Annotated in this window: 13 protein-coding genes; 2 read left to right on the forward strand and 11 right to left on the reverse strand. The window is 71.3% G+C overall.

Annotated features, from left to right (window positions below):
• Positions 1–92 precede the first annotated feature (92 nt).
• The 4 genes from DEJ48_RS10950 to proS all read right to left on the reverse strand — a co-directional run bounded on the left by DEJ48_RS10950 (position 93) and on the right by proS (position 3,251).
• Positions 93–332 (reverse strand): RNA-binding protein, encoded by a 240-nt coding sequence (locus tag DEJ48_RS10950; RefSeq protein ID WP_014176063.1) that lies wholly within the window; start codon positions 330–332, stop codon positions 93–95.
• Positions 333–334: 2 nt separating this feature from the next.
• Entirely contained in the window at positions 335–772 is a 438-nt protein-coding gene (gene rpsP / locus DEJ48_RS10955) for a 30S ribosomal protein S16 (RefSeq protein WP_150186450.1), read from the reverse strand.
• A gap of 190 nt (positions 773–962) precedes the next feature.
• Positions 963–1,559, reverse strand: a complete 597-nt coding sequence (locus tag DEJ48_RS10960) for a hypothetical protein (protein ID WP_150215965.1) — start codon at positions 1,557–1,559, stop codon at positions 963–965.
• Between the two features lie 261 nt (positions 1,560–1,820).
• Positions 1,821–3,251, reverse strand: a complete 1,431-nt coding sequence (gene proS, locus DEJ48_RS10965; protein ID WP_150215966.1) for a proline--tRNA ligase — start codon at positions 3,249–3,251, stop codon at positions 1,821–1,823.
• A 216-nt stretch (positions 3,252–3,467) separates the two neighbouring features.
• Between proS and DEJ48_RS10970 the strand changes: the two genes are divergently transcribed.
• Positions 3,468–4,328, forward strand: a complete 861-nt coding sequence (locus DEJ48_RS10970; RefSeq protein WP_150215967.1) for an SAM-dependent methyltransferase — start codon at positions 3,468–3,470, stop codon at positions 4,326–4,328.
• Positions 4,329–4,373: 45 nt separating this feature from the next.
• Here DEJ48_RS10970 and ftsH read toward each other — a convergent pair whose 3' ends face one another.
• From ftsH to DEJ48_RS11000, 6 genes are all read right to left on the reverse strand, one after another.
• Positions 4,374–6,308, reverse strand: coding sequence for an ATP-dependent zinc metalloprotease FtsH (gene ftsH / locus DEJ48_RS10975; RefSeq protein ID WP_150215968.1), 1,935 nt, complete (start codon positions 6,306–6,308; stop codon positions 4,374–4,376).
• A 114-nt stretch (positions 6,309–6,422) separates the two neighbouring features.
• Complete coding sequence (gene ffh, locus DEJ48_RS10980) at positions 6,423–7,976, reverse strand: signal recognition particle protein (protein ID WP_150215969.1); 1,554 nt, start codon at positions 7,974–7,976, stop codon at positions 6,423–6,425.
• 161 nt (positions 7,977–8,137) lie between these two features.
• Positions 8,138–10,627, reverse strand: a complete 2,490-nt coding sequence (locus DEJ48_RS10985) for a [protein-PII] uridylyltransferase (RefSeq protein ID WP_150215970.1) — start codon at positions 10,625–10,627, stop codon at positions 8,138–8,140.
• 65 nt (positions 10,628–10,692) lie between these two features.
• The gene (locus DEJ48_RS10990; RefSeq protein WP_150215971.1) at positions 10,693–11,031 is read right to left on the reverse strand and encodes a P-II family nitrogen regulator; all 339 of its coding nucleotides are present in this window, start codon (positions 11,029–11,031) and stop codon (positions 10,693–10,695) included.
• Positions 11,028–12,398: an ammonium transporter gene (locus tag DEJ48_RS10995; RefSeq protein ID WP_150215972.1), complete on the reverse strand. Its 1,371-nt coding sequence runs from the start codon at positions 12,396–12,398 to the stop codon at positions 11,028–11,030. The genes DEJ48_RS10990 and DEJ48_RS10995 overlap by 4 nt, the downstream gene beginning before the upstream one ends.
• A 267-nt stretch (positions 12,399–12,665) precedes the next feature.
• Positions 12,666–14,138, reverse strand: coding sequence for a hypothetical protein (locus tag DEJ48_RS11000; RefSeq protein WP_150215973.1), 1,473 nt, complete (start codon positions 14,136–14,138; stop codon positions 12,666–12,668).
• A gap of 420 nt (positions 14,139–14,558) precedes the next feature.
• On the opposite strand from DEJ48_RS11000, the gene DEJ48_RS11005 reads away from it, so the two are divergent.
• The gene (locus tag DEJ48_RS11005; protein WP_150215974.1) at positions 14,559–15,221 is read left to right on the forward strand and encodes a bifunctional DNA primase/polymerase; all 663 of its coding nucleotides are present in this window, start codon (positions 14,559–14,561) and stop codon (positions 15,219–15,221) included.
• 124 nt (positions 15,222–15,345) lie between these two features.
• Here DEJ48_RS11005 and ftsY read toward each other — a convergent pair whose 3' ends face one another.
• Entirely contained in the window at positions 15,346–16,578 is a 1,233-nt protein-coding gene (gene ftsY, locus DEJ48_RS11010) for a signal recognition particle-docking protein FtsY (RefSeq protein ID WP_150215975.1), read from the reverse strand.
• Positions 16,579–16,689: the final 111 nt, after the last annotated feature.

Genomic DNA, 16,689 nt, shown 5'->3' on the forward strand with positions numbered 1-16,689 from the left:
CGACTACGGGCCGGGGAAGGCCCTGGAGCCCTCCCCGGCCCGGAGCCGGTGCTGCTGTGGTTCTACGAACCCATCGGTCCTGGGAACCCGGTTCAGCGAACCTGGTCCACGTCGACGAGGTCGACGCGGACACCACGGCCGCCGATCGCGCCCACGACGGTGCGCAGAGCGCGCGCGGTGCGGCCGTTGCGGCCGATCACCTTGCCGAGGTCGTCGGGGTGGACCCGGACCTCGAGGACGCGCCCGCGGCGCAGGTTGCGCGAGGCGACCTGCACGTCGTCGGGGTTGTCGACGATGCCCTTCACGAGGTGCTCGAGAGCCTCCTCGAGCATGCTCAGGCCTCGGTGGACTCGGTGGACGCGGCCTCGGCCTCGTCCGCCTTCTTGTCCGACTTCTTGGCCTTCTGGGTGATGGCCTCGCCCTTGGCGTCGTCGCCCTCGAGACCCTTGGTGAAGGCCTCGAACGCGGCGCGCTTGTCCTTGGGCTCGGCAACCTTCAGCGGCGCCGGGGCCGGCAGGCCCTTGTGCTTCTGCCAGTCGCCGGTGAGCTTCAGGATGGCCATGACCGGCTCGGTCGGCTGGGCGCCGACGGACAGCCAGTACTGGGCACGCTCCGAGTTGACCTCGATGCGCGACGGGTTCTGCACCGGGTGGTACAGACCGATCTCCTCGATGGCCCGGCCGTCACGGCGGGTACGGGAGTCGGCGACGACGATGCGGTAGTGAGGCGAACGGATCTTGCCCAGACGCTTCAGCTTGATCTTGACTGCCACGGGAGTGGTGTCTCCTGGTCTTGACGTGGGTGGGCACAACGTTGATGCCGCGTGGGGTTGCGGTACTCGAGTGCCCGATGGACGCGTCAGCCGGAGGAGAGAGGGGTCCTGTGCGACTGTCGAGTACAGCTAGCCATTGTGCCATACGTCGGCGGGGCGCCCGCACCCGGTCCGGGCGCCCCGGGCCAGCTCAGCCCACGCCCACCGCGACCCCTTCCGGGATCCGGAAGGGCTTGCCGCAGCCGCCGCACATGATCGGCGCCTGGGCGAGCACCGAGGGCACGACGCGGACGTTGCGCCCGCAGTCGCAGACGGCCTTGACGCGCACGCCTCCGCCGGAGGAGCCATGCCGGGCGGCCGGCCCCCGGAAGCTGCGTGCGGTGTCCGCCGTCGTCGCCGCGGTGTGTGCCTTCAGGGCCCTCTGGAGCCGCTCGATCGTCGGGCGGTAGCGCTTCTTGGCGTCTGGGTTGAGCGTGACCAGCGAGAAGCCACTGCTGGGATGTGGCTCCTCGGGGTGGTCCAGGCCCAGCTCCTCGGCGATCGCGAGGAATCTGCGGTTGTGATATCGGCCGGCACGTGAGGTGTCGCGTACGCCGCGTGAGGCGGCGATGCCATGGACTGCCTCGTGAAGCAGTCGCTCGAAAGAGAGCTCGGCGCCACAGGCGGACGACGACTCTCCGATCAGGGATTCGGGCGCGGCAAGGTCGGGCAGCTCGGGGTGGTGCCGCTGAATGTCGGCCCACGCCTGTGCCAGCTCTGCGGCGAGAACAGGTGGTGTCGTGCTCACGTCGTGAACAACGAGCCGGGAGCCCCGGGGGTTCCATTCCGGGGCATCCCAAATAATTTGCACGTACCCGTCAGTTGCCGTTGATGCGTCCGGACGAGGGCGGGTGCGCTGATCTGCGGAGAAGCCTCACAGCTCGCAACAAGCCGGTACGTAGCGGCGCGTACGCCCCGGCGCGTAGATCGCTTCCTCGCGCCGGGGCTCATGTTGCCTGGGCAGGCGTGCGAGCCGAGATCGAGCGCGGGCGTACCGGAGGCGCCTTCCTCAGTAGGAGCGGGCCACGAGAGCGACGTTACCCGGGGTCTCCTCGGCGTCCGGCACCGCCCCGTCCTCCGTGACCAGACACCGTACGGTCACGGAGTGCTCGGCCAGTGCGGCCTCGCCTTCTTCGCCGAGCGCGGCCCACGGGACGCGCGCCCACCCGCCGGCGGCCGTCGCCTCCACGGCCTCGTCGACCGTGCGGACGTCCGAGGTGCGGGACTCGCGGCGGGCGCGGGCCTGCGTCAGGAGCAGCGCCTGGTCCTCTTCGAGGACCGTGGGCAGCAGGCCCGGAAGGGCGTCTACGGCGACCGCCTCCTTGCCGCCGGGGCTGTGCTTGCCCGGGATGCGGCGGACCAGCACGGCGGTGCCGTTCGCCAGGTCGCGCGGGCCGACTTCGACGCGTACGGGGACTCCCTTGAGCTCCCAGTCCACGGCGCGCCTCCCGAAGGGGGTGTCCGTGCGGTCGTCGACCTGGACGCGGATGCCGACGGCGCGCAGGGTGTCGCCGATCTCGTGGACCTTGGCGAGTACGGCGTCGTCACCCTTGATGGCGAGGACGACGACCTGGACGGGGGCCAGGCGGGGCGGCACGCGCAGCCCGTCGTCGTCGCCGTGCATCATCGCCAGGGCGCCGATCATGCGGGTCGTGCTGCCCCAGGAGGTCTGCCAGACGAGCTCCTGGGTGCCCTCCTTGGACAGGTACCGGGTGTCGAAGGCCTTGGCGAAGTTCTGGCCCAGCTCGTGGCTGGTGCCGAGTTGGAGGGCCTTGCCGTCGGCCATCATGCCTTCGAGGGTGAGGGTGTTGATGGCGCCCGCGAAGCGCTCCTTGGCGGTCTTGCGGCCCAGGACGAAGTCCATGGCGAGGACGTCGCGCATGAAGTCTCCGTACACGTGCCGGTGGATGCGGGCGGCGAAGTCGCGGGCCTCCTCGTACGTCGCGTGGGCGGTGTGGCCCTCCTGCCAGAGGAACTCCGAGGTCCGCAGGAACAGGCGCGGGCGCATCTCCCATCGGACCACGTTGGCCCACTGGTTGATCAGCAACGGCAGGTCGCGGTAGCTCTGCACCCACTTGGAGAAGTACTCGTTGACGATCGTCTCCGAGGTGGGGCGGACGACGACCGGCTCCTCCAGCTCCTTGCCGCCGCCGTGCGTGACGACGGCGAGCTCCGGGGCGAACCCTTCGACGTGCTCCGCCTCCCTGGTGAGGTACGACTGCGGGATGAGGAGGGGGAAGTACGCGTTCTGCGTACCCGTCTCCTTGATGCGGGTGTCCATCTCCCGCTGCATCCGTTCCCACAGTCCGTAGCCGTACGGTCGGATCACCATGGTGCCGCGCACCGGGCCGTTGTCGGCCAGCTCGGCCTTGTTGATCAGGTCCTGGTACCAGCGCGGAAAGTCGTCCGCCTGGGGCGTGAGCACGGGTGTTTTGGCCATGGCGCGCATGGTAGAGGCGGGCCTGCGGAGAATGCTCGGGTTTATCGCCGAGGGGCGCACGACGGTGGAACGCAAGCATTGGCCCACAACCTCTGGACGCCACGACGGATGCGGAGTTCTCTGGCATACGGGGGGAGTGCGAGCGCACTGCACGGGGGCGGACGAACCGTTGGATTACGTCACGGCACTAACTCTCGGCTGATTGGGGCGCATTCGATGACACCAACACTCGTGCAGTCGCACCTCCCCCACGCGGGCGCGGCGCCCCGTGTGGACCTGGGTGCACGCGCGCGTGACTGGGCGGAGATCCAGGAACGGATGCTGGTCCCGCTCTATGAAGCGGTGTACGAACGGCTCGACGTGGGGAACGGCACCCGGCTCCTCGGCCTCGGCTGCGGTTCCGGACTGGCTCTGCTGATGGCGGCCTCTCGGGGTGCCGCCGTCACCGGCGTCGACCCCTCGCAGCCCGAACGTCTCGCTCTCGCGCGCGAACGTCTGCTGCCGGACTCCACGGATGACGCACGCGCGCGTGCCGCCACCCGGCTGGTGGAAGGCGGCCCCGCGGACGCGGCGGACCCGGGCCTGCCCACGTACAACCTCGTCACGGCTTTCCAGCCGATCGGCTGCATGGCGGGCGACTCCGAAGGTCTCTCCGACCTCCTGGAGGCGGCGACTCCGCTGGCCGGGCACGGCACTGCGGTGGTGCTCGCCGGCTGGGGGCCTCCGGAGCGGTGCGCGACCTCGTCCGTCCTGAAGGTGGCGACGAAGCTCGCGGATCCGTTCCGGCGCAGGGGCAGCTGGCGCCCCGCGCTCCGTGACGACCTGGAAGTGGTCGCGGAGCGGGCGGGGCTGAAGCCGGACGGTTCGGGCCGGGTCGCGTGCCCCTTCGGGTACGCGGACGTGGAGAGCGCGGCACGCGGGCTGCTCTCGACGGGGCTGTTCGACGCGGCGGCGCGGGCGACGGATCAGGCGCAGGTCGACAAGGAGTTGACGGAGGCGCTGCATCCGCATCGGCGTGCGGACGGGACGGTGTGGATGCCGAACGTCTTCCGGTACCTGATCGCGCGTACGCCTTGAAAAGCCCTCTCCGTAGACGAGCCCTCTCCGTAGAGGAGCCCTGCGTCAGCCGCCCTTGGTCAGCCGCGTGACGCCCGCGATCCGGTACGCCTCCGCCTCCTCCAGCGTCTCGTTCTCCAGGAGCGCGGCGGACAGGGCGTCGAGCCGGGCGCGGTGGTCGCGCAGCTGGCGGCAGGCGCTCTCGTAGCACTCGTCCACGATGCGGCGCATCTCGCCGTCGATCGTGTCGAGGGTCGCCGGGGCGGCCGCGAGACCGTACGCCTGCTGGGCGTCGTTCGGCAGGGCGGAGAGGCGGCCGACCCGCTCGCTCATGCCCCAGCGGGCGACCATGCCGCGGGCGATGTTGGTGACCTGCTCCAGGTCGTTCTCCGCGCCGGTGGTGACCACTCCGTAGACGACGTGTTCGGCTGCCATGCCTCCCAGAGCGCCGATGATGCGTCCCCGGAGGTACTCCTCCGTGTAGGCGTACTTGTCGGAGTCCGGCGTCGAGAGTGTCACGCCCAGCGCGCGACCGCGCGGCACGATGGTGATCTTGCGGACGGGGTCGGCGCCGGGCTGGAGCATGCCGAGCAGGGCGTGTCCGCTCTCGTGGTAGGCCGTGCGCCTGCGCTCGTCCTCGGGCATCACCAGCGGCCGTTCGGCGCCGAGCTGCACCTTCTCCATGGCTTCGGAGAGGTCGGCCTGCGTGACCGCGCGCTGCTTGCGCTTGACGGCGATGAGGGCGGCCTCGTTGGCGAGGTTGGCGAGTTCGGCGCCGGTCATGCCCGGTGTCGTACGGGCGACCTGGGCGAGGTCGACGTCGGCGGCCAGCGGGATGGGCCGTGTGTGGATCTTGAGGATGGCCTCGCGTCCGGCGCGGTCGGGCGGCGAGACGTTGACGACCCGGTCGAACCGGCCCGGCCTGGTGAGGGCGGGGTCGAGGATGTCGGCCCGGTTGGTGGCGGCGAGCACGATCACCCCTTCCGCGCCCGAGAAGCCGTCCATCTCGGTGAGGATCTGGTTGAGCGTCTGCTCGCGCTCGTCGTGGCCGCCCATGCCGCTGCCGCCGCCCCTGGCGCGTCCGATGGTGTCGATCTCGTCGATGAAGATGATGGACGGCGCGACCTTGCGGGCCTCGGTGAAGAGTTCCCGTACGCGCGAGGCGCCGACGCCCACGATCATCTCGATGAACTCGGAGGCGGACGCCGAGAAGAAGGGCACGCCGGCCTCTCCGGCGACGGCGCGGGCGAGCAGGGTCTTGCCGGTGCCGGGCGGCCCCGCGAGGAGCACGCCGCGCGGCATCTTGGCGCCCATGTCGCGGTAGACGCCGGGGTTCTTCAGGAAGTCGACGACGTCGTTGAGCTCGCCCTCGACCTCGTCGATGCCCGCCACGTCCTCGAAGGTGGTCCGCTTCGCCCCGGGCTCCAGCTCGACGGGTTTGGGCGGCGTCTTGCGGCCGAGCATGCCGCCACCGCCGCCCATGCCCGCGCTCATGCGCCGCGCGATGAAGATCCACAGCACGACGAGCAGCAGCATCGGCGCGAGCGAGATGAGGAGGTTCGACAGGAAGCTGCGTTCCTGCACGACGGGCTCGGCGGTGACGGTGACCTTGTGCTTGGTCAGGTCGTCCCAGAGCTTGTCGTCGGCGAAGGCGGGCCGCTGGGTGGTGAACTTGGTGTACTTCCCCTTGTCGTCGCCCGGCTTGTCCTGCTCCTTCTTGAGCTGCCCCTGGATCGCGTCGCCCTTGGAGTAGATCTTCGTGACGTTGCCGGAGTCGACCTGCTTGCTGAACTCCGTGTACGAGATCGTCGGCTCGTCCCCCTCGTTGAAGAAGGAGAGCACGAGGTTGGCGATGAGGTAGACGATCAGGGCCGTCAAAACGAGCCCGCCCCAGCCGCCGGGCATCTTCTTCTTCGGCGGTGGTGCGGGGTCGGGCGCGGGCGCTCCCTCGGAGCGCCATGGCTTGTCGGGCGCCCGGTCCGGCGGCACGGGGTTGCTCATATCCGGACGTTACGACAGAAAACCGCCATGGGCACCACAGAATCCGCCCCGGCAAACGCTCGGGGCGCCCCTCACCGGAAGGGCGCCCCGAGCGACGTACGACTGGCTGCGGGCTCAGCCCATGAACTTCTTGAACTCGTCCGGCAGCTCGAAGTCCTTGCCCGGCTGCGCGCCCGGCATCCCGAAGGCGGAGCCGGCCTGGTTCGCGGCCTCGCGGCGCGCCGCGGCCTCCTGCTCCTCCTGCTTGCGCTTCATCGGGTTGCCCGACTTCCGCTTGCCCTTGGCCTGCTTCTGCTTCTTCTTCTGCTTGCCGGCGCCACCACCCATGCCCGGCATCCCGGGCATACCCGGCATACCGCCGCCCTGGGCCATGCGGGACATCATCTTCCGCGCCTCGAAGAACCGCTCGACGAGGTTCTTCACCGCGCTGACGTCGACACCGGAGCCCTTGGCGATACGGGCGCGGCGCGAGCCGTTGATGAGCGTCGGCTCCTGGCGCTCGGCGGGCGTCATCGACTTGATGATGGCCGCGGTGCGGTCGACGTCGCGCTCGTCGAGGTTGTTGATCTGGTCCTTGATCTGCCCCATGCCGGGCATCATCCCGAGCAGCTTGCTGATGCTGCCCATCTTCCTGACCTGCTCCATCTGGGCCAGGAAGTCGTCCAGGGTGAAGTCCTGGCCCTTCTTGGACGCCAGCTTCGAGGCCATCTTCTCGGCCTCCTGCTGCGAGAAGGTCTGCTCGGCCTTCTCGATCAGCGTGAGCATGTCGCCCATGCCGAGGATGCGGGACGCCATGCGGTCCGGGTGGAACGCGTCGAAGTCGTCCAGCTTCTCGCCGTTCGAGGCGAACATGATCTGGCGGCCCGTGACCTGCGCGATCGAGAGCGCGGCACCACCGCGGGCGTCACCGTCGAGCTTGGAGAGCACGACGCCGTCGAAGCCGACGCCGTCACGGAACGCCTCGGCCGTGTTGACCGCGTCCTGACCGATCATCGCGTCGACGACGAAGAGGACCTCGTCCGGGCTGACGGCGTCGCGGATGTCCGCGGCCTGCTGCATCAGCTCCTGGTCGATGCCGAGGCGGCCCGCGGTGTCGACGATCACGACGTCGTACTGCTTCGTGCGCGCGAACTCGATGGAGTCCTTGGCGACCTGCACCGGGTCGCCGACGCCGTTGCCCGGCTGCGGCGCGTACACACCGACGCCCGCGCGCTCGGCGACCACGCTCAGCTGGTTGACGGCGTTGGGGCGCTGGAGGTCACACGCCACGAGGAGCGGCGAGTGGCCCTGCCCCTTCAGCCAGAGGCCGAGCTTTCCGGCGAGGGTCGTCTTACCGGCACCCTGCAGACCCGCCAGCATGATGACGGTCGGCGCGGTCTTGGCGAACCGGAGGCGGCGCGTCTCGCCACCGAGGATGCCGATGAGCTCCTCGTTGACGATCTTGATGACCTGCTGGGCGGGGTTGAGGGCCTGGGAGACCTCGGCACCGGCCGCGCGCTCCTTGACCTGCTTGATGAAGGCGCGGACGACGGGCAGGGCCACGTCCGCCTCGAGCAGGGCGATGCGGATCTCGCGCGCCGTGGCGTCGATGTCCGCCTCGGACAGGCGGCCCTTGCCCCGGAGGTTCTTGAATGTCGCTGCGAGGCGGTCGGAGAGAGTATCGAACACGGCGGTCGCGAATCCTCGGGTCGGGGAAAGGGGACAGGTCGCCTTCCAGAGTATCTGTCCATGGCGGGTGCCCGGGGCGCTGGGCGGGACTTCCCGGGTGCCGTACGCTCCACGGTCCCGGCAGGGACGCCCGCCCCGCCGCTCCCGTACCGCCCCGCCCCCTACCCCCGCAACGCCCCCTCGACATCCCGAGCGACGCTCACCGCCACGTCCCCCTCCAGCGGCCCCCCATCCACCCCCGTCACATAGAACGCGTCCACCACGTTCGCCCCCAGGGTCGACACATGGGCGCTGCGCACCGCCACCCCCGCCCCCTCCAGCGCCCGCCCGATCCGGTGCAGCAGGCCCGGTGCGTCCTGGGCCCGCACCTCGATCACCGTGGCAAGGCGGGACGCCGCCGGGGCCACCGTCACGCGGGCCGGCGGCGCCACCGTGCCCCTGCGGCGCGGGTACGCCGCCTCCCGCTCGGCGAGGCGGGCCTCGATGTCCAGCGAGCCGTCCAGCACCCGCACCAGGTCCGCCCGCAACCGCGCCGCCTGCGGCATGGAGCCGTACTCCGCCGCCACCCGCCAGCTCAGCAACAACACCGAGCCTCCCGAACCGGTCCCGATGTCGGCCGGCAGCGTCACCACCCCCAACTCCGCCGTCCGCACGGCGAGCCGGTGCAGTGCCAGCACCCCGGCCACCGAGGACAGCACCCCCGGTCGTTCCGGGACCGCGACCACGAGCTCCACCCCGAGCGGCTCGGGGCCGTCCTCGGCAGGAACCCCCGAGTCCGCCCGCATCGAGAGCACCGGACCGCCCGTCCGGAACGCCTCGACCGCGAGCCTCTCCTGTTCCGCCGTCGGCGCCGCGTCCTCCGTGGTCCGCTCCTCGGGCGCCTCCCCGGACAGCACGGCCGTCACCCGCTTCACCAGGTCGGCGACGAGGGCCCCGCGCCACGCCGACCAGGCCGCGGGCCCGGTGGCCAGCGCGTCCGCCTCGGTGAGGGCGTGCAGCAGCTCCAGCGTGCCCACGGAGCCGACCGCCTCGGCGACGCCCCGTACCGTCGCGGGGTCGTCGAGGTCCCGGCGCGTGGCGGTCTCCACGAGCAGCAGGTGGTGCCGGACCAGGCGCGCGACGACGGCCACGTCGCCCGCGTCGAAGCCGATCCGTGCCGCGACGTCGCGGGCGATGGTCTCCCCGGCCGTGGAGTGGTCGCCGGGCCACCCCTTGCCGATGTCGTGCAGCAGCGCGGCCACGAGCAGCAGGTCGGGCCGCCCCACCCGGCGCGTGAGCGCGGAGGCCCGCACCGCCGTCTCGACCAGGTGCCGGTCGACCGTCCAGGTGTGGACGGCGTTGCGCTGCGGACGGCACCGCACCCGCTCCCAGTCGGGAAGGAGCCGGGTGATGAGCCCTTCGGCCTCCAGCGCCTCCCACACCTGCACGGTCGGCCGGCCCGCCCCGAGCAGCGTCACGAGCTGCTCACGCGCCTCGGCCGGCCACGGTGTGGCGAGGGGTCGCGCCATGGCGGCCAGACGGCGCACGGCGTGCAGGGAGAGCGGGAGGCCCGCCTGCGCGGCGGCCGCCGCGGCCCGCAGCGGCAGCACCGCGTCCCGTTCGGGCCTGGCCGCGCGGGCGAGCACGGCCTCCCCGTCCTGCTCCACGACCCCCTCCGCCAGCGGCGACCGCTCGGCCACCGGCGTTCGTCCACCACTCCGCACGCCGCTCCTGCCGCCGAGCATCGCCCGCAGCCGCGGCCGTCCGGCCCGCGCCCGCAGCACGCGCCCGACCTCGCGCCAGGTGACGTCGCCCGCGTAGGCGACGACGCGGGCGGCCTCGTACACCTGGCGCAGCAGCGCGTCCGCGTCCAGGAGGCCGAGTTCGGCGGCGACCTGGTCCTGTTCCTGAAGGGCGAGCCGGTCGGTGGCACGGCCCGTCGCCAGGTGCAGTGCGTCCCGTACGTCGAGGAGGCGGCGGCGTGCCTCGTCGAGTCCCTCTCGGGGCGCGTCGGCGAGCCAGGACGCGGCGACGGCGCGCAGCGCGGTGGCGTCGCGAAGGCCGCCCCGCGCCTCCTTGAGGTCGGGTTCGAGCAGGTGGCTCAACTCGCCGTGGCGTTCGGCTCGTTCGTCGCAGAGCTCGCGCAGTTCGGGCAGCCGTTTGGGCGCCTGGTTGCGCCAGTCGGCGAGGACGGCGGTGCGCAGGGCCGTGGTCATGCCGAGGTCCCCTGCGACGTGCCGGGCGTCGAGCAGCCCGAGGTGCGCCTTGAGGTCCTCGCCCGCGGTCTTCCGCGCTTCCGCGGGCGTGCGCACGGAGTGGTCGAGGGCGATCCCGAGGTCCCACACGGGGTACCAGAGGCGGTCGGCGAGCTCGGCGAGCTCCTTGGGGCCCGCGCTCCCGTCGTGCAGGAGCAGGAGGTCCAGGTCGCTGCGCGGCGACAGTTCGCCGCGTCCGTAGCCGCCCACCGCGATGAGCGCGGCGCCTCGCGGGGTGTCCGAGGGCCCTGCCCGGAAGAGGCCGGCCAGCCAGTCGTCCGTCAGCTCGGCGAGGGCCGAGCGGCGCGGCGGCCCGGACCGCGACTCCTCGTGGAGGAGCCGCAGCCGGGCCGCCGCGTAGCCGCCGGGGCCGGAGTCTTCCGCTTCCGTTTCGGTCCGTACGTCCATACTCGTCACCCGGCAGCTCCCGTTCGGTCCCGTTCAGCCCTGTTCAGTCGTCCCGTTCCGCCCCCTTGCACGGCTCACAGCGCGTCGGGTCCGCGCTCCCCGGTCCGCACCCGCACCGCCGTGTCGACCGGGACGCTCCAGACCTTGCCGTCGCCGATCTTGCCGGTGCGGGCGGCCTTCACCACGACCTCGATGAGCTGTTCGGCGTCCGCGTCGTCGACGAGGACCTCGATGCGGATCTTCGGTACGAGGTCGACGGTGTACTCGGCGCCCCGGTAGACCTCGGTGTGGCCGCGCTGCCGTCCGTAGCCGCTGGCCTCGGTGACGGTCAGGCCGTGCACGCCGAAGGCCTGCAGCGCCTCCTTGATCTCGTCGAGCCGGTGCGGCTTGACGACCGCGGTGATGAGCTTCATGCGTCCACCTTCTTGTTCCGCTGAACCTGAGCCGTGTCCTGCGCGCCGTCCGCGCCCGGCGCCGGTACCGCCGCCGTACGGGGAGCCCTGCCGCCGCCCGCCCCGCTGAAGTCGTACGCGGTCTCCGCGTGCTCGACCTGGTCGATGCCCGCGATCTCGTCGTCCTCACTGACCCGCATGCCGATGGTCTTGTCGATGAGCAGGGCGAGGACCGCGGAGGCGATCAGGGAGTACGCGAGGACCGCTCCGACGCCCGCGAGCTGCTTCCACAGCTGCTCCAGGCCGCCTCCGTAGAAGAGGCCCTGCGCCTTGGACTGCCCGCCGCCGGTGGCGAAGAAGCCGACGAGAATCGATCCTGCGATGCCGCCGACCAGGTGGACGCCGACGACGTCGAGGGAGTCGTCGTACCCGAACCTGAACTTGAGCCCGACGGCCATGGCGCACAGCACACCCGCGATGGCGCCGATGGCGATGGCGCCCAGCGGCGAGCAGGAGCCGCCGGACGGGGTGATCGCGACGAGGCCCGCGACGGCGCCGGACGCGGCGCCGAGGGTGGTGCACGCGCCGTGGCGGAGCTTCTCGTAGAGGAGCCAGGCGAGCATGGCGGCGGCGGTCGCGACCTGCGTGTTGACGAACATGAGGGCGCCCACGCCGTCGTCGTTGCCCAGCCACGAGCCGGCGTTGAAGCCGAACCAGCCGAACCACAGCAGGGCCGCGCCGAGCATCACGAGCGGCAGGGAGTGCGGCCGCATCGGGTCCTTCTTGAAGCCGACGCGCTTGCCGATGACGAGGATGACGCCGAGGGCGGCGGCGCCCGCGTTGATGTGGACGGCGGTGCCGCCCGCGAAGTCGATGACGCCGAGCTCGAAGGCCCAGCCGCCGGTGCCCCACACCCAGTGCGCGACGGGGAAGTACACGACGGTGGCCCACAGGGCGATGAACAGTGCCCAGGCCGTGAACTTCACGCGGTCCGCGAGGGCGCCGCTGATCAGCGCGGGCGTGATGACGGCGAACATCAGCTGGAACACGGCGAAGACGTAGACCGGGATGGTGTAGCCGTCCCAGAGCTGGTTGATGCCGAGCCCGCTGAGGCCCACGTAGTCGCCCTCCCAGCCGAAGAGGCTGCCGTGGTCGGTGCCGAACGCGACGGAGAAGCCGTACAGCACCCAGAGGACGGTGACGATGCCCAGGCTGATGAAGCTCATCATCAGCATGTTGAGGGTGCTCTTGACGCGGACCATGCCTCCGTAGAAGAAGGCCAGGCCCGGCGTCATGAGCATCACCAGGGCGGAGCAGATGAGCATGAAGCCTGTGTTGGCGGCAGACAGCTCGGGGGCGTCTGCGGCGATCGTGATGCCTGGGGGCATCGGCGTCTCCTCGCTGTGGGGCCGGTTGTGCGCCAGAGACTGGCCGAGCGCCGTTTCGGCGGGGGCCCCTCGGTGTTTCGCCGCAGTGACGAAGAGGTCGTGCGTGTTACGCGCCCATGAACTCGCGGGTCGCGCGGGGTGTGCGATGCACCCCTGTGCGCGCTGATGGAACCGGCCGCGGCGGCCATCCGGCTGACCTGGCATGGGGGAGCCGAGTCGGGCTGTAAGGGATGGCCCGGCCGCGGCCGGGGCAGGTGGTGCCGGACGTCAGACCGCCTCCACGGTCTCCGGCATCTCGATGGCGAGCCGTTCGGTGAGCTCGACGACTTCGGCGACGTCCCCGAAGTCCCGCACGGCGGTGTCGACGGTCTTGCGCAGGCGGGTGTTGACCCGCTCGGAGCGCACTTTCTTGGCGATGCCGAGCGCCTGTCCGGCGAGGACCGTGCTCTGCTCGGGCTCGCGTTGCAGCAGGTGGACGGTTGCTTTGCCGATGAGGTTCAGCGCGTACGAACGCTGGTGTTCGAGGTCCTTCTCGAAGAGCTCCACGGCGCGGTCCATGACGGGTTCGGCCAGCGAGGCGTACGTGGGGCTGCGGCCCGCCACGTACGCCAGGTCGCGGAACGAGTGGGCGTTCTCGCCGTTCAGCTCGGCCTCGGAGAAGAAGCGGATCCAGTCCGGCTCGGGCTCGCCGAAGTCCTCGGCGTCGGCGAAGGTGTCCTCGGCCATCCGCACGGCCCGCTTGCACTTGCCGGGCTGGCCCATGGACGCGTAAGCCCTGGCCTCCATCGCATACAGCATCGCCTGGGTGCGCGGCCCCGCGCAGTCCCGGCTCCCGTACTGCGCGAGGTGGATGAGTTCGAGCGCGTCGTCCGGCCGGTTGAGGTGGATCATCTGACGGCTCATGCTCGACAAGATGTACGACCCCAGGGGCTTCTCGCCCGCCTCCTTGGCGGCGTGCAGGGCGAGCACGAAGTACTTCTGCGCGGTGGGCTGGAGTCCCACGTCGTAACTCATCCAGCCCGCCAGCTCGGCCAGTTCGCCCGCGACCTTGAAGAGGCGCTTCGAGGTCGCCTCGGGCTGGGGCTCCTGCAGCAGGTCCGTCACTTCGTGCAGCTGCCCGACGACGGCCTTGCGCCGGAGCCCTCCCCCGCACTGGGCGTCCCACTGGCGGAACATCACCGTCGTGGACTCCAGGAGGTCAAGCTCCGGCTTGGAGAGCCGCGCGGGGCGGCGCGACGCGGCGGGCTCGGGGGCCTCGCGCGGCGACGCCGGCGAGGGCACCAGCCAGCGCTGCATGGGCTCGATGAGGGCGGGGCCGGCGGAGAGCGCCAGCGAGGTGCCGAGGAATCCGCGGCGGGCGAGCATCAGGTCGCTGCGCGAGAACTCGCTGATGAGCGCGACCGTCTGCGGCCCGGTCCAGGGCAGGTCGACCCCGGAGGAGGCGGGCGTGCGGTGTGCGGCGCGCAGGCCCAGGTCCTCGACGGCGACGACACAGCCGAACCGTTCGGAGAACAGCTCGGAGAGGATGCGGGGGATCGGCTCGCGCGGATTCTCGCCGTCCAGCCAGCGGCGCACCCGTGAGGTGTCCGTGGAAATGTGATGTGCACCCAACTGCCGTGCCCGCCGGTTGACTTGCCGGGCCAGCTCGCCCTTGGACCAACCGCTGCGCACGAACCACGACGTGAGCATCTCGTTGGGGCGCTTCTCCGCGTTCGCGCCGCCTCCGCCATTGCCGCTCACTGGAACGCCCCCATCCCTCAAGACATCTGCGCGCTGTACACGGCTAGCCCTAACAGAATGCCGCCACTCGCCGCCGTCCGTCCGGAGAATGTCACCCATCGAACAGGAAACCGACTTGCCTCCGGCATACCCGCGAGTGCTCGAACTTCTGGGGCCGTGTACCGAAAGTAATCCTACGATCACCCGTCCGGCGAGGGCGATCGCGGAAACGCCACCATTCGCCACCCCTTCGAATGAACTCCCTTGCCCCCACAAGCGATTCACTTGACATAGGACGGATGAAAGTGGGCGGAGGGAAGTGCGCGGGGGCGTATGACACCGGGCGCACCACCCGCCGGACCACCGGGCGCCGTCAAGAACAGAGGGTCACGATCCGATTCCGTCACGTAACCGAGTCACGCTCGACCCGTTGGAGGGAGCATGGGCTTCACGATCGGCGGCATCCGGGGAACCGACCGGCCCCGGACCGGATCACGGCGGCGCGGCCGCACATCGGACTGCACGGCGGTGGCGGAGTACACCGGACTCTGGGGCTGGGCCGCGGTGCCCGGCGCCCGCGCCCTGGACGGCGTCTGCTCGTGCGGGGCCGACGACTGTGCGGCGCCCGGCGCCCACCCGCTGGGGTTCGCCCCCGAGGTCCCGGCCGGGGCCACGCTCGACGAAGTGGCGGACGCCTGGGCCGAGTTCCCCGGGGCGGCGGTCATGCTGCCGGTGGGCCGCGCGTTCGACGTGATCGAAGTGGCGGAGGCCGCGGGGCGGCGCGCCCTGGTCCGGCTGGAGCGGATGGGCCTTCCCCTGGGTCCCGTGGCGGTCACGCCGGACGGCCGGGCACAGTTCTTCGTCGCCCCCGGCGCCGCGACCGAACTCCCCCAGCTGCTCTACCGGATGGGCTGGGACGACGCCGCCCTGGACCTGCACGGCCTCGGCCGGGGCGCGCACATCACCGCACCGCCGTCCGACCGCGGCGGCCTCGGCCCGGTCCGCTGGCTCCGCTCCCCCGCCCTCGACTCGGCGACGAACCCGCCGCAGGCCCGTCTGCTCCTCGGCACCCTGGCGTACGTGGCGCACCGCTCCCCGGCGTAGCCACCGCGGCCACGGACAGAAGGGCCCCCTCGCACCTGCACCGTGCGAGGGGGCCCTTCGCCGCGTACGGAAGCACCGCGCACGGAAGCGTCACTTACGAAAGCACCGCGTACGAGGGTCGCCCTCAGTCGCCGATGAGCGCGTCGACGAACGCCTCGGGCTCGAACGGCGCCAGGTCGTCCGCGCCCTCGCCGAGGCCCACCAGCTTGACCGGCACGCCCAGCTCGCGCTGCACGGCGACGACGATGCCGCCCTTGGCGGTGCCGTCCAGCTTCGTGAGGACGATGCCCGTGATGTCGACGACCTCGGCGAAGACGCGGGCCTGGATGAGGCCGTTCTGCCCGGTCGTGGCGTCGAGGACGAGCAGCACCTCGTCGAGCGGGGCGTGCTTCTCGACGACGCGCTTGACCTTGCCGAGCTCGTCCATGAGGCCGGTCTTGGTGTGCAGTCGGCCCGCGGTGTCGATGAGGACGACGTCCGCGCCGTCCGCGATGCCCTCCTTGACGGAGTCGAAGGCGATCGACGCGGGGTCGCCGCCCTCGGGGCCGCGGACCGTGCGGGCGCCCACGCGCTCGCCCCAGGTCTGCAGCTGGTCGGCGGCGGCCGCACGGAACGTGTCCGCGGCGCCGAGGACGACGGAGCGGCCGTCGGCGACCAGGACGCGCGCGAGCTTGCCGGTGGTGGTGGTCTTGCCGGTGCCGTTGACGCCGACGACCATCACGATGCCCGGCGTCTCGAGCCCGGACTCGGTCTTCACGGTGCGGTCGAAGTCGGTGCCCTCGGGCGTCCCGAGGAGCTTGACGAGCTCCTCGCGCAGGAGGGTCCGCAGCTCGTCCGGGGTGCGGGTGCCCAGCACGCGCACGCGCTCGCGCAGGCGCTCCACGAGCTCCTGGGTGGGGGCGACGCCCACGTCCGCCGTGAGCAGCGTGTCCTCGATCTCCTCCCAGGTGTCCTCGTCGAGGTGCTCGCGGGACAGCAGCGTGAGCAGTCCCTTGCCGAGCGCGTTCTGCGAGCGGGAGAGCCGGGCGCGCAGCCGGACCATGCGGCCGGCGGTGGGCTCGGGGGTCTCGATCTCCGGCGCGGCCGGTTCGGTGACGACCGGCTCCTCGACGACCGGTGCCGACGCGGTCGGCTCGGCGAGCGGGAGTTCCACCTCCTCGATCGTGCGGCGCGGTTCGTCGCGCGGCGTCTCGGCCTCGTCGCCGACCTTGGGTTCGGCGGGAGGGGCGGTGATGGTGGGCGTGCTGGACGGGGCCTGCGGGGGCAGCTGCTTCTTCTTGCGGCTGCCGATCACGAGCCCGCCGAGCGCGCCGATCACGACCACGGCGATGACTACAGCAAGGATGACGATTTCCATAACCCGTCCAGTATCGGCCATGGCCCCGGGAGGGGCCCAGATTGTGGTTTCCTCCAAAGAACATATGCCCTGCGAGGGCACTACTCGGACTAAAGTACGATGGAGGTCTCC

The sequence above is a fragment of the Streptomyces venezuelae genome (assembly GCF_008642315.1).
Lineage (GTDB): Bacteria > Actinomycetota > Actinomycetes > Streptomycetales > Streptomycetaceae > Streptomyces > Streptomyces venezuelae_D.